Source organism: Liquorilactobacillus aquaticus DSM 21051 (assembly GCF_001436755.1).
Lineage (GTDB): Bacteria > Bacillota > Bacilli > Lactobacillales > Lactobacillaceae > Liquorilactobacillus > Liquorilactobacillus aquaticus.
Genome location: NZ_AYZD01000035.1, coordinates 1 through 13,005 on the forward strand (window position 1 = coordinate 1; position 13,005 = coordinate 13,005).

General features: G+C 38.4%; 14 protein-coding genes. 9 read left to right on the forward strand and 5 right to left on the reverse strand.

Features of this window, described 5'->3' with window-relative positions:
• The coding region (locus FC19_RS11010) for a transposase (RefSeq protein WP_162261201.1) at positions 1 to 414 on the reverse strand (414 nt) is incomplete at its 3' end.
• A 361-nt stretch (positions 415 to 775) separates the two neighbouring features.
• Here FC19_RS11010 and FC19_RS11015 point away from each other — a divergent pair.
• Entirely contained in the window at positions 776 to 1,414 is a 639-nt protein-coding gene (locus FC19_RS11015; RefSeq protein ID WP_057876986.1) for a class I SAM-dependent methyltransferase, read from the forward strand.
• Between the two features lie 94 nt (positions 1,415 to 1,508).
• On the opposite strand, the gene FC19_RS11020 is transcribed toward FC19_RS11015, so the two are convergent.
• From FC19_RS11020 to FC19_RS11035, 4 genes are all read right to left on the reverse strand, one after another.
• Positions 1,509 to 2,735, reverse strand: a complete 1,227-nt coding sequence (locus FC19_RS11020) for a hypothetical protein (protein WP_057877024.1) — start codon at positions 2,733 to 2,735, stop codon at positions 1,509 to 1,511.
• A gap of 520 nt (positions 2,736 to 3,255) precedes the next feature.
• Positions 3,256 to 5,181 (reverse strand): copper-translocating P-type ATPase, encoded by a 1,926-nt coding sequence (locus tag FC19_RS11025; RefSeq protein ID WP_057876987.1) that lies wholly within the window; start codon positions 5,179 to 5,181, stop codon positions 3,256 to 3,258.
• Complete coding sequence (locus FC19_RS11030; protein ID WP_057876988.1) at positions 5,181 to 5,552, reverse strand: cupredoxin domain-containing protein; 372 nt, start codon at positions 5,550 to 5,552, stop codon at positions 5,181 to 5,183. The genes FC19_RS11025 and FC19_RS11030 overlap by 1 nt, the downstream gene beginning before the upstream one ends.
• 34 nt (positions 5,553 to 5,586) lie before the next feature.
• A complete protein-coding gene (locus FC19_RS11035) occupies positions 5,587 to 6,039 on the reverse strand; it encodes a CopY/TcrY family copper transport repressor (protein ID WP_157061325.1) in 453 nt (150 codons plus the stop codon).
• A 564-nt stretch (positions 6,040 to 6,603) separates the two neighbouring features.
• On the opposite strand from FC19_RS11035, the gene FC19_RS11040 reads away from it, so the two are divergent.
• The 8 genes from FC19_RS11040 (at position 6,604) to FC19_RS11075 (ending at position 12,869) form a co-directional block, all read left to right on the forward strand.
• A complete protein-coding gene (locus FC19_RS11040) occupies positions 6,604 to 7,023 on the forward strand; it encodes a LytTR family DNA-binding domain-containing protein (RefSeq protein ID WP_157061326.1) in 420 nt (139 codons plus the stop codon).
• A 100-nt stretch (positions 7,024 to 7,123) separates the two neighbouring features.
• Entirely contained in the window at positions 7,124 to 7,633 is a 510-nt protein-coding gene (locus FC19_RS11045; RefSeq protein WP_057876990.1) for a DUF6622 family protein, read from the forward strand.
• A 4-nt stretch (positions 7,634 to 7,637) separates the two neighbouring features.
• The gene (locus FC19_RS11050; protein ID WP_057876991.1) at positions 7,638 to 8,021 is read left to right on the forward strand and encodes a DUF3021 family protein; all 384 of its coding nucleotides are present in this window, start codon (positions 7,638 to 7,640) and stop codon (positions 8,019 to 8,021) included.
• 492 nt (positions 8,022 to 8,513) lie between these two features.
• Positions 8,514 to 8,939: a hypothetical protein gene (locus FC19_RS11055; RefSeq protein WP_057876992.1), complete on the forward strand. Its 426-nt coding sequence runs from the start codon at positions 8,514 to 8,516 to the stop codon at positions 8,937 to 8,939.
• A gap of 321 nt (positions 8,940 to 9,260) precedes the next feature.
• Positions 9,261 to 10,556 carry a Y-family DNA polymerase gene (locus FC19_RS11060; protein WP_057876993.1) on the forward strand — a complete coding sequence of 432 codons (1,296 nt, stop codon included), beginning with the start codon at positions 9,261 to 9,263 and terminating at the stop codon, positions 10,554 to 10,556.
• Entirely contained in the window at positions 10,549 to 10,869 is a 321-nt protein-coding gene (locus tag FC19_RS11065; protein ID WP_057876994.1) for a hypothetical protein, read from the forward strand. The genes FC19_RS11060 and FC19_RS11065 overlap by 8 nt, the downstream gene beginning before the upstream one ends.
• Positions 10,862 to 11,239 carry a hypothetical protein gene (locus FC19_RS11070; protein ID WP_057876995.1) on the forward strand — a complete coding sequence of 126 codons (378 nt, stop codon included), beginning with the start codon at positions 10,862 to 10,864 and terminating at the stop codon, positions 11,237 to 11,239. Before FC19_RS11065 ends, FC19_RS11070 begins: the two co-directional genes overlap by 8 nt.
• A 334-nt stretch (positions 11,240 to 11,573) precedes the next feature.
• Positions 11,574 to 12,869: an NRAMP family divalent metal transporter gene (locus FC19_RS11075; protein WP_057876996.1), complete on the forward strand. Its 1,296-nt coding sequence runs from the start codon at positions 11,574 to 11,576 to the stop codon at positions 12,867 to 12,869.
• Positions 12,870 to 13,005: the final 136 nt, after the last annotated feature.

Here is a 13,005-nt window from a genome sequence, read left to right on the forward strand (position 1 = left end):
AATCTTTGTCCCATCAATAAAAGATACATCGTCAACCATGCCATTTTGACGGAGATGTTGGGTCAGTTGTGATAAACTATCAGCTGTTAAAGTAGTCAGTTCTTCAGAAATTCTAAACCGACAAATTGTTCGGTAAGACGGTACTTGATCGGAGATCAACCAACTAGCTGGCTTGTTTTCACGGGCAAAGCGTTCAATTTTTCGGCTGCTGAAAATACCATAACTGTACGCCAAAAGAACCAGCTTTAACATGGCACCGAGATTGTATTCCCGTGGGCGGCCAAACTGGTAATCATATTTTATTTTTAAGCTTTCAACCAACTGATTGATGTAACGAGCTGGATGGTTTTCTTCTGGCAGATAATCTAAAGCAATACTCAAGGTAGTTTGATTTATGTTATAATAGTCTTGCATATTAGGAATGTCCTTTCGGGGATAATTTCGTAGAGTATCGGGTGTGACCGATACTCTTTTTTTATTTTCTATTATAACAAAGGCCAGTCTGGAAGAAACCAAAGATTTTTCCAGACTGGCCTTTGTTATGGAGACTTATGTCACAGCCTCAATTTTTTTGGAAAAACGAGTGGAAAAATATAATTTCCTTATTGATTTCATATACACTTATTTCATAAATCAGAATTATTTATAACTTCGTGTTAGTATTCAAATTTTTCAATCTATAGGACAACTCTCCATCATTGAATTGCTGGTTCTTTTACAATTTTTCGGCACTGTGGTATTCTGCCTAGAAAGCATTTTTTAAAGGGGGATTCATGTGAGCAATAAAGCATATTGGGATTCAGTGGCACCTACAAAGAAATTTACGACAACATTTGACTATGATTTAATCGGCAGATATTTGCAGAAAAATTTTTCCATACTAGATATCGGTTGTGGCTATGGGCGGACTTTAAGTGAGCTGAAGAAACTTGGTTATACTGATTTATCAGGTTTAGATTTATCGGATACTATGATTGAACGCGGGAAAAAAGTTGACCCAACTTTGAATTTAGGCGTAATGTCTAATAATAAAATTAATTTCAAGGATAACAGTGCGGATGCAATTTTCTTATTAGCAGTATTGACATGTATCGAAAAAAATAGTGACCAAGAGGTATTAATAAAAGAAATCAAGCGTGTTCTTCGGCCTGGTGGGATACTTATTGTGAATGATTTTCTGCTGAATGACGATGAGCGCAATAAAAAGCGTTATGCAGATTTTAAAAAGCGGCATGAGGCTCTGCCTTATGGCATATTTAGGACAGATGATGACGCTGTTTGCAGACATCACTCTGAGGAGCATTTAAAAAATCTATTAGCAGGTTTTGAAACAGAAAGTTACTCTTTGACAACCTTTAAAACTATGAATGGACATATTTCCAAAGGAATCAACTATATTGGTATTAATGAATGAGTGAGATCTAATTAAACCAGAGATTTTGATTCTATCTAAAAAGCATTGGCTAAATTCTCAAAATGGGAATTACAACCAATGCTTTTTAGATAGACTATCTGACTAACTTCCCATTTGGAAAGTGCGAAATAGGTGCAAGGATAGAAAAATCAGTGCCGAATCTTTTCAAGGAGATGTAATTAGTGGTCAAATCATTGAAGAGAAGGTAACGCATATGGTCATGCAAGTCATGATTGTGCATATAATGGGGTCGATTGAATTGTGCTAAGATCTCTTTTTCGCGTGTATCAGGTGAAACAATATAAAGCATGATATTACGCTTATTTATCTGGTACAAATCGTCCATTCGATTCATTCCTGACATGATTGAAGTTGACTTTTCAACTTCGAAAGCCGCAACTGGTTCTTCACTTTTCGAAAACCAGATGACATCGATTAAAGACACTGTTTCTTTTAGATGATGATCGCTTAGTTGTTGGATAGACTGTGGGAGGGCTGGGATAGAATAATCGCCCAAGCGTTTGCCATCAAAGCGCCTATTGTGATCATTAGATGCGATCCATGCTTTGTAACCAATATGGTTTCCAATATCTGCAAGCATGTATTGAATTTGGTAATGGATATTCTTAGCAAGATTGTTATTTTCAACAGAGCGCAGTTTATTTTGAGTCTTACTGGTGCTCACTTGATATTTTTCTGCATTTTCAGGAATGACATAGTTAAGCTTTCCAACATCAAAAAGGAACGCTGAGACTGCCCCAAGATCCTTTGAAAATAGTCCACCCATTTGATTAAGTTCAATGATACCATCGCGCAGCTTGAAATAATGATCCCAGCGGCCAAGACGAATATTTGAATTTGTTAGCATATTGTAACCTTCAACGATCTTGGTGTTGAAAGGGCAGAAAATAGTCGGTTCAAGGAAGTAGAGGATATTAGCAACCGCAGGACCGAGACCTTTAATTTTAGCAGTGGCTAGTTTATTGACAGCCAGCAGCATTTTGAGTTCAGTTTTAGTATTTAGGACTGAGTTTAAGCATTCAGCAAATAGCAATTGATTTTCTCGATTCTCATAAATATCTGGTATTCTCAACTTGGGTTTCCACATAAACGCGTGCTTGGCACCCTTAAAGATTTCATGTTGAGAAGCAATGACATCCATAACTACTTCAAGTGCTGATCCGTGAAGATCGCGGGGAAATGTTCCATTTTGGATTGTTGAAACGATTTTTTGAGTTCCTTTTCGGACACCATTAAATGCTTTCAGACGTTCTTCGCTATGTATGATCCATGTTTGATACAAAAGTTCATCTTTTTGCATGTACTGTGAAAAGATGTCATTAAGGTAGGTTGAATCCATCATGAATAATTCCTTTCTTTTAAGCATTGAAACAAGCTTTTTTTGAATTTGGATATGTACGGTCAGAGTATACCCTAGAATTGGTCAAATTAAAGCTCGATTGACTTTTGGTATTAATATACTCAAAAAAAATTTTTTCATCTGGCTGCTAAATATCTATAGTCAGTTTTGAACTAAGCATGGAGTTGGCTGTTAGCATTTGAAGATTACTGATTATGGTGCGTTACCCCACAATTAGATACAAAAATAAGTCTGCTGAGCACTGAACAAATGAAACTTAAAGCTTGTGCGCAGCAGACTTAGCTGATGATATTTTGCTAATGCAAAGAAACACAGGAGTTGTTTGCGGATCAAATCTAATGGAAAAGATTCATTAGAAATGTTCCGGCAAGCAAGGAAAATGCAACATAGATGAGGGCAGCAACAATTATTATGATTGTTGCTCTCTTTGAATTCTGACTGTTCATTTTTTAAACCTCCATTAAGTGCTTTGTGCAGTGTGAGTCAGTTTGACTCTATTAAGCAACAGAGAACTTGCGACAACTGAGATGGAACTCAAAGCCATGAAGACTCCAGCTAATTCAGGACTTAGGATTAACCCGAGACCGGAAAAGAGACCCGCTGCAACAGGAATACCCAGCGTATTGTAGATAAAGGCCCAAAATAGGTTCAACTTGATACGATTAAATGTTTTTTGGCTTAGTTCCAAAGCGTGCACAACATCCTGCAGATCGTTTTTAACCAGAACGATCCCGCCTGATTCAATTGCAATATCAGTTCCTGAACCCATTGCGATGCCGACGTTAGCGGTTGTCAGCGCAGGTGCGTCATTGATCCCATCACCTACAAAAGCAAGTGGGGCATGTTGCTGCAGTTTTTTGACTTTGTTGGCCTTATCGCTGGGGAGAACATCTGCAATTACTTCATCAATCCCGACTTGAGCAGCGATCGCTTGCGCAACATACTTATTATCACCGGTCAGCATGACGGTTCGAAGCCCGCGTTTCTTCAAGGCTGCGATTGCCGCTGCTGAGCTTCTTTTCGGTGTGTCCTGAACAGCAATCAGTCCGATGATCTTATCATCAAAGCCAACAATTACAACTGTCTTGGCCTCATTTTGAAGCTCTACCATTTTAGCTTTAGTCTGTTCATCAAGCTGGTATTCAGCAAGCAATTTTTGATTGCCGATGAAAGCTTGTTTGTTATTGATCTGGGCCTGAATACCTTTACCTTCGATCGCAGTGAAGTTTTGCGCTTCGTGCGGCACGATATTTAACTCTTTGGCTTTATTTAGGATGGCTGCTGCAAGAGGGTGTTCTGAAGTTGCTTCAAGGTTGACAGCTACCTCCAGAACTTTCTTTTGGTCACCGATTATGTCTGTAACTTTAGGTTTACCGACTGTGATCGTGCCAGTCTTATCGAAAACAACTGTTTTGATACTGTTGGCAGCCTCAAGGATCTCCCCATTTTTGATTAAGATCCCCATTTTGGCACTGCGGCCGGTTCCGACCATTAGGGCAGTAGGAGTGGCAATCCCTAGAGCACAAGGACAGGCAATGATGATTACCGAAACGGCAAAAAGCATTGCATCAACAAGAGCCGCTCCCAGCAGAACATACCAGATCACAAATGTCAAAATGGCAATGATGATCACAAGCGGAACAAAAATATTGGCAATCTTATCAACCGTTTTTTGAATTGGAGCATGACTAGTCTGCGCTTTTTTGACTAGTTCAACGATTTGCGCAAGTAGAGTATCATTTCCAACCTTGGATGCTTTAAACATAAACGTCCCTGTATTATTGATCGTTGAGCCAATAACTGGATCACCTGTTTTTTTAGCAACAGGGATGCTTTCACCGGTAACCATTGATTCGTCAATAGTGGAGCTGCCTTCGGTGATAATCCCGTCAACCGCAATTTTTTGCCCCGGTTTAACACGGATGATGTCTTCGACTCTAACTTCGGTTAATGGAATTCTCAGTAATTTGCCATCGCGGAGAACTTCAGCATCTTTAGCTTGGAGGTCCATCAGTTTTTCAACCGCACCGGAAGCGGCATGCTTCATCTTCTCTTCAAAAACTTGTCCCAATAGGACGAACGTGATGACAAAAGCCGCACTTTCATAGAAGACAGGCTGATGTGTCAGCATGGCGTAAATGCTGTAAAAATAGGCTGTGAAGGTCCCAATTGCGACTAAGGTATCCATGTTGGCATGGTGATTAAGAAAGGAAGCCCAGGCACTTTGCAAGAACTGGCGTCCAGAGATAAGCATTACAGCGGTTGTAAGCAGAAACATTGTCCACATACCGCCAGACAATTCGTAACCGAAAGGCATAATTATCATTCCGACAAACATCGGTAACGAGACAATTAAGGAGAAAATAAACCTGTTTTTGATGTTCATTATTTGATCACTACTTTCCCATGGAACATATTCATCCCACAAGCATAGTTGAATTCACCAGCTTTGGTTGTGTCGATGCTGATTACATGGTCTTTATTTTGCGGTAAAAATTCGCTGATCCCGAAGTCTGGGAAGACAACTTGTTCTAAACAACTCGATGGATCTTTACGTTTGAAAGTGATCTGTGCTGGAACACCTTTCTTTAAAACAACGGTACTAGGTTTATACCCGCCGTTTACCACAACATTTACATTTTGGCTGCTTCCTTTTCTTTCAGCGGTTACTTCCTTATCTTCATGCTTTCCGAAGAACCACCAGACAATAAAACCAATGATGAGAAGCGCAGCGACTGCAATTAATATTTTATCCATAGTTTTACATCCTTCTTTCTAGTTGCTGAATTTACTAGCAGTTTTTTTCGTGCATAGAACAGTTTTCCATGTGGGGAAGGCAATCGCAGGTGATTGAAGCAGGCGCGGTCTCCATTTTTTCACTCAGCAAAGACTGCATTTTTTTGATATCTTCGCGGCTAAAAGTCAGACTAGACAGGAGATTTAAGATAACACTGCCTTTTTTCATGTTACATAAGTGATCGAATAACTCAGAAACAACTTTATTCATTGCATCAGATTCAGTTATAGTTGGCTGGTAGAAGAAGCGCCGGCCCTCCTTGTTCGTTTGCAGCATTTTTTTCTCAACCAAACGCCCTAGGAGTGTTTTGATTGTCGACTCCGACCAATTTCGCTTCAGTTGCATTAGACTGATAACTTCTTTACTGCTGGATCCTTTTTTAGTCCAAATGATGCGCATTATTTCCCATTCTGCGGGTGACATCAGAGTTGCATCGCCTTTTTTCAAATAGCTTCATCCCTTTCGTTTACATCTGTAGTCTATATTCACAGCTTAAAGGTAATGTTTACATTTGTCAACGAAAAAGAATGATTTGCAGTGATGAATAAGCTTAAATTTAATTGTGGAGTTGAGTAAAGTATGGAATAATTATTTAAAAAAGTGCTTTTGATAAACCGATAAGCCTCGAATAAGAGTCAGAGAGGTCTGAGTATTAAAGCACATTAACTTATAATACAAAGTTTAAAAGCGGCTGGGTCAAAATATAACTTTTCAACTCAGCTGGCAGTTTTATTGACTTCATATAAATGTGTTCCTGCAAGTCAATATTTTCAGCTACTTTGAATTACTCGCAGCAAAGAAACACATTATGTTCATAAATTCGCAATAGTATTCAAATTTTACCGATTTGAGCTTAAGTGTCTGGTTTTCTTTTACCAATACTTGAGCAGAAATTCAGCTGTGGTTTGAATTTTATCTTGTGGCAGTTATTTCAGCGGTACATTGCAAAAATTTTTATAGGCAGGGGGAAATAATATCAAAATAAAAATCAATCGTTTGGGAAAAAACTCGTTGCAAGAAGATGAGGTGCTATTTCACGTCCATGAATTAACTCCTCCCATAAATGATGCTATCAATCTTTTACAAAACAATACTAATGTTATACTTGCTAAACTAATGAGCAACGATCGTGAAGAAAAAATAAGATTTAGCGAGATCCTTTATGTTGAATATATCGAGAGACAAATTTTTTTGTACACAAAAGAAAAAACTTATTTGTTAAGACAATCACTGGTTAACTTCATCAATTCAAGTCCGGAATACTTGATACAGATTTCTAAAAATACACTGGTTAACGTCTATGCGATCGCAGCATTTAAGCCCCATTTAAATGGCAATCTGACAGTTCAGTTGAGCTCGACTGAAAAACTAATTGTGAGCCGGCGTTATGTATCTAGTATCAAGAATTCGTTAAAAAAAATAGCGCGATAAGACCTGATCTGTCATTATAATTACCGCATGTGCAGCAAAACCTTTCTATTCTTGTGAAAACCATTAAACTATTGGCATAACTTGATTAGGAGTGATTACATTGACAATAATTTTAGAGACATTAGTTCAAATAATCGGACGGACGCCATTTTGGGTATGGGTCGTCCTATTTGTTTTAATAAAGCGTGGTATTAAGCTAAGTCAGGACAACTCAGTTTCTTTAGGACGAAGTGTTATTATGCCGTTTATTTTTATTTATTGGGGATTAGACCGTGTTCTTGAAAGCTTCAAGTATCCATTGTTAACGCTAATTTTGTATGTACCAATGATTTTAGTTGGTGCGTTCTTTGGTTATTTACTTTATCGTAATCGAAAATATTATGTTAAAAATAATATCCTTTTTCAGGAAGGGAGTTGGCTGCCACTGGTTATCATACTAATTAATTTTAGTTTTAAATATATTTTAAATGTTTACATGAGCGTTAATGCGGAATCTATGAGGATATTGAATTTCAACTTGATTTATGCAATAATTTCTGGCGCAACGGTGGGTCTTTTTCTGGGAAGTTTATTTAAATCATACAGAGCAAAACAATTATTAATGGGGTGAACTTATGGAATGGTTTAAACGTATTTTTAATGGTTTAGGGATCGGTTCTTTTGTTTATATGAGTTTGCTGCTCCTGCATAGAATTAACACAGTCACGGAAAACGATGTTGTGTTTGTCTTTGCGCTCTCGAGTTTTGTTGGAGTAACGACTGTCATATTTGAAATAGAATCATTAAGTTTTTTAAGTTCTTTAGTAATCCATTATCTAAGTGTTCTTGTTTTTATAGTCATACTTAATCTTATCTTTGGCTTATATTTTAATTATTTGCACATAGTCGCTAACACTACTTTTATTTACGTTTTTTCTTATATCGTGGTAACAATTAAGTTCTTTTTTACAACACGGCAAATAAATGTATCTCTTAAACAGATAAAAAGAAAGGAATAAATAAAATACTGTGGGTTATCGAAATAATTAAGTGTAATCGCTTGCAATAAAACTGATATGCTATATAATACAGAGTGTAAGGGGTTATAGCAAACGCTATAATCGAAAGCCACAACATTATGCTTGCATAGTAGTTGGGCAAAAGAAGCCGTCGCGAGATGGTTAGAAAAGAGGTTAGAGTTTGACTATCCCTTATTTATCAGCAGTCCAGCGAGATAATTAATAAAATTGATGATGATTTTGAAGAGATTTAAGGTTGTTAAAGATTAAGTTAGTTAGATCGGAAGAGAAAAAGGAAAGTGTGAAAAGCTTAAACTTTATCTTGCTGGACTGTTTTTTTTTGCCCAAATTTAACGGTAAACAACAATTTTAATATTAAAAATATAAAATAAAAATATTTTGTATAAAAACTAATGGTAGCTTGACACCTGACAATCGGGGGTCTACCCTAAAGAATAAATTTAGTATTTATGCGATTTGGGGGAAGAGTCAATGAAATATTTGGGGAGAATATTTGGTGGATATATGCTTTCTGGTTTAAATCTAGGTATCACGTTGTTGATAATCAACGAGCGTGGTGCAGGGCAGGCGGTTCCCGCAGGGATGAATTTGATAAATGGGTACTTTATGTTAAATGCCCTTGTTTTTTTCCCAGTTGCTTATTTGATCGTGGCTGACTATCGTTCAAAGAGAAGTAAAGAAGAAAAAATGAGCAATATTCAAAAGGCATTCAAGATTAATGGAGAATCATTTGCTACTTCGAACTTTATCCCAGCCTACCTCTATCATGGAACGGTCGGAGGTTCGACAGCCGCGATCTTCTTTTTGTATTATATAGTTTTTCTGGCTGCACCTCTGGTTGTATTTTTTTGGCTGATAAGTATGACGTACAAGTTAGTCCTGAGTAGACGTTCTTAAGCAGCTGGCGGACAGGTCAATTGCGTACGGTGGAGATATCAAAAAATCTCGATCTTACTGATCAAGTTGTCTAAAAAATCAAAAAGGTCCATACCTACCCCGAGCTAAACAGCTAAAAATACGCTTTTTTTTTTGCGTATTTTTTCAACTTAGGATGATCTATCTTCTCGACATCAGCGGTAGCTCGTTTCTTTTTCGACAGGAGAGAATTAAGTTTTGTGTGCTGTCATGCCAGCAATAATGGTAAATTTTCCGAAAAAAAAGAACACACGTTCGCTATTTTGTGTTAATATATAGACAAAACTTGCGGAAGTGGTGTTTATGTTTACAGACGATGAACCTCGTGGTGTTTTCTTTTTAATCGACAACAAGTCTTTTTATGCTAGCTGCGAGGCGGTCCAGCGCGGCTATAATCCGCTTAAAGTTCCATTAGTGGTAATGAGCGAGGCTGAGAATACGAATGGTGGACTTATCCTGGCGACATCTCCAGAAGCCAAACGACTATTTCATCTGAAGGCCAACGTTTCCCGCAAAAGAGATCTGCCGCGAGATCCGCGCTTACAGGTAGTGCCTCCACGAATGAATCTTTATATCCAGCGTAATGTTCAGATTAACGAGATCTTCACGCAGTTCACCTCTGAAAATGATGTTTGGCCATATTCAATTGATGAAAGCATTCTTGATATGACACACTCATGGCGGTTGTTCGGCAATTCACCGCGAGAAGTCGCACGTTTGATCCAAAAAACAGTGCGGGAAAAGTTGGGGTTGTATACGACTGTGGGAATTGGTGATAATCCTGTACAAGCAAAAATTGCACTGGATGTCTATGCTAAACACACACAGGACTTAATAGGTGAAATTCATTATGAAACTGTCGCTAAAAAAATTTGGACCATCAGTAAACTGACGGATGTTTGGGGGATCGGCAGACGGACAGCCAAACGACTTAACCATCTGGGAATCCATAATATGTACGAGCTTGCTCACACTAATCCTTATTTACTGAAACAAGAAATGGGGGTCATTGGTGCGCAATTATTCGCAATTGCTTGGGGAGTGGATCGCTCTAACCTAAAGTATAAACATGTGACTAAATCGGCTAGCATTGGTAATTCGCAAGTACTGCCGCGTGATTATCTAAAACAATCTGAAATCGAAACGGTGATCAAAGAAATCGGTGAACAAGTCGCTGCTCGATTGCGACACCATAATAAGCTGACTGATTGTCTTTCCTTAGACATCGGTTTCTCCTATGCTGCGGAGGACGGACGCGCTGGCTTTCACCATGCCCTAAAAATCGATTCTACCAATGATAATCGCGAAATCACTAAGCAGCTGCTGTTTTTGTTTAGAAAAAATTGGGAAGGGCAGGCCGTCAGAAACATTGCAGTGTATAGCAGTGGGCTGACTTCTAATGCAGGACAGCAGTTGGACCTGTTTGCGGATCCGGCTCGCCAAGTGAGAAAAGAAGAATTAAATTATGTAATTGATGAAATTCATAAACGTTTTGGATTCACTAAGTTAGTCTATGCCACTAGTTTAACTAGAGGCGGGACCGCGATCGAACGTTCGAAACTAGTGGGAGGGCATAACGGAGGAAACAGTTATGAATAAGGACCTAGAAATTATCTATAGCCGGATGCAGCTCTTATTTAAACGAACCAGTCGTACGCAGTATTGGTTCCAAGTTGCTAATGATCCTTATGATAGTTGTTATAATTTCTTTTTCAATAGTCAGCGCAAAGGAGAACGTTTAAAATCAGTTCCTCTGCACAAGCTTGACAATTATGATCTTCATTATTTGGAGCAAATCATTACGGGTCTAAGAAAGAGGACCAACTTGACGATCAGGTTTGTTGGCTTCACCGGTATGAAATGGCCTCAAACGCAAAAAACAATTCAGTGGAGGCGAGATATTTTTGAGTAATGATGATTTTGATATGAAAATAGTCAACGACTTTTTCAAATATGACTATCATGATCGCGGAATGGTAAAATGGCAAGGATTTTATTTATCGGATCACACGGCGGCTTTAAACAAACAGGCTGACGCTTTCAATCAAAAGCTTCAGTACAAACCCCAGCAGTCACTTGAAGTGATCACAGCTATTCTTGCTACTGCTTATAGTAAGCAGTGCGAAGTAACGATTCAGTTAAATCAATTAGATCGCAACCATAGAAATCTACCAGACATAACTACGCTGATTCATGGGTACAATGCTAACGAAATTGTCATTGATGTCAATAAGTTTGTACGTATTGATGATATTCGAAATGTTAGGTATGGTTCGGAGTGAAGATCGATACTTTTGATTCTTGGTTGGCCTTTTGAAGTAAGATCTGAATCACTTTTAGCGCGAACTAGATATAGGCGGCAGATCATTCAAAAAGAGGGCTGCTTAGAAAGCTATTAAAATTCAAGTTACGTTACTGTCTTTGATGAAATCTATGCTAATAATACATAAAAATATTAGGATGGTTTATCTAGTTTAGTGCATCAATGAGTCTATAACTATTTCAATTTTATTTTCCGCTCATTCCATTCTACACATTGTGTGCTAGCACTTGCAAGAGTACAATATATGGTGTTTATGATTTAAAAACTATCTGTTAACTTGAAGTATAGTTAGCATGAATGGAGTGGTTTATTTGCAACCTAATGTTGGAAAAATACATGTTTTAAGGGGAAAAAGGCTATTACGAAAACCAGCAAATCATCATTGGTTAAAGATTTGGGGGCCTGGTTTAATTGTCATGCTTGCTGATACGGATGCTGGTTGTTTAATTACAGCTGCTCAATCTGGGGCCCAATGGGGCTATACGATGATTTTACCTCAGCTGTTATTAATTCCAATCTTGTATATGGCGCAGGAGATGACAGTCCGCTTGGGGATCGTTACGCATAAAGGCCATGGTGAGCTAATTCGGGAAAACTTTGGTACTGGTTGGGCTTGGCTTTCAGCTGGAACCTTAGCAGTGTCGGCTATTGGAGCGTTATTGACTGAATTTATTGGAGTTGCGGGTGTCGGAGAATTATTTGGAATTTCGAAGTGGATTACCGTTCCAATTGCGACAATTCTGTTAGTTGGCATTGCTTTCAGTGGAAGTTATCGCCGTGTTGAACGGGTTGGGATCGGGATTGGCCTAGCCGAATTAGCATTTATTATAGCTGTTATTATGATTAGGCCTAGTTTATCTCAGATGGCACAAGGACTAATGATAATTCCATGGAGACATTCATCGTATCTTTACTTAGTTGCAGCTAATGTTGGGGCCGTTGTTATGCCATGGATGATTTTTTATCAGCAAGGTGCTGTAGTCGATAAAAAACTGAATGCAGACTCAATTCCGAAGGAACGTCAGGATACATTTGTTGGAACCCTGATCACTCAAGGAATTATGCTTATTTTTGTAATTGTGTTCGCGGCAACAATCGGGAGTAATTCTTCATCTGAATCATTGAATTCTGTGGGCGACCTAGCTAGTGGATTAGCTCCCTATATTGGTTCGATGTCTGCTAAAATTTTAATTGGCGCCAGCATGTTAGGTGGGGCGCTGGTAGCAGCATTAGTCGTGGCCTTGGCGGGAACTTGGGGTATTACTGAAGTTCTAAATTGGAAACATAGTTTGAACGAACCTCTAAATCGTAAAACGGCTGGTTTTTACATCATGTATACATTAGCGCATGTTATTGGTGCTGTTTTGGTTCTTGCCAATTTTGAGCTAGTAAATATGGCAGTAGCCGTTGAGGTCATGAATGCATTGCTATTGCCAATAGTCCTTGGCTTTTTACTGGTGCTGGAGGCAAAAGTTTTGCCCCCAAAATATCGGATGCAGGGCGTGTACAAATGGGTTGTTACGTTGTTCTGTGTTATCGTTATGGTTTTTGGAATTTACATGATTGGTCCGATTGTTAACCTTTGGTAGTTGACTTTAATTCTTCTATAAAAGAAAAAGATGACTAGGTCGGTCGTCTTTTTTAGTTTATGTAATTGCATTTTATCCAATAAGTGTAATCGCTTGCAATAAAACTGATATGCTATATAATACAGAGTGTAAGGGG

Coding starts and splice junctions, on each gene's coding strand:
- FC19_RS11020 (WP_057877024.1), bottom strand. CDS start 2,735: ATGCAAAAAGATGAACTTTTGTATCAAACATGGATCATACATAGCGAA.
- FC19_RS11025 (WP_057876987.1), bottom strand. CDS start 5,181: ATGAACATCAAAAACAGGTTTATTTTCTCCTTAATTGTCTCGTTACCG.
- FC19_RS11030 (WP_057876988.1), bottom strand. CDS start 5,552: ATGGATAAAATATTAATTGCAGTCGCTGCGCTTCTCATCATTGGTTTT.
- FC19_RS11050 (WP_057876991.1), top strand. CDS start 7,638: ATGGAATGGTTTAAACGTATTTTTAATGGTTTAGGGATCGGTTCTTTT.
- FC19_RS11055 (WP_057876992.1), top strand. CDS start 8,514: ATGAAATATTTGGGGAGAATATTTGGTGGATATATGCTTTCTGGTTTA.
- FC19_RS11060 (WP_057876993.1), top strand. CDS start 9,261: ATGTTTACAGACGATGAACCTCGTGGTGTTTTCTTTTTAATCGACAAC.
- FC19_RS11065 (WP_057876994.1), top strand. CDS start 10,549: ATGAATAAGGACCTAGAAATTATCTATAGCCGGATGCAGCTCTTATTT.
- FC19_RS11075 (WP_057876996.1), top strand. CDS start 11,574: ATGAATGGAGTGGTTTATTTGCAACCTAATGTTGGAAAAATACATGTT.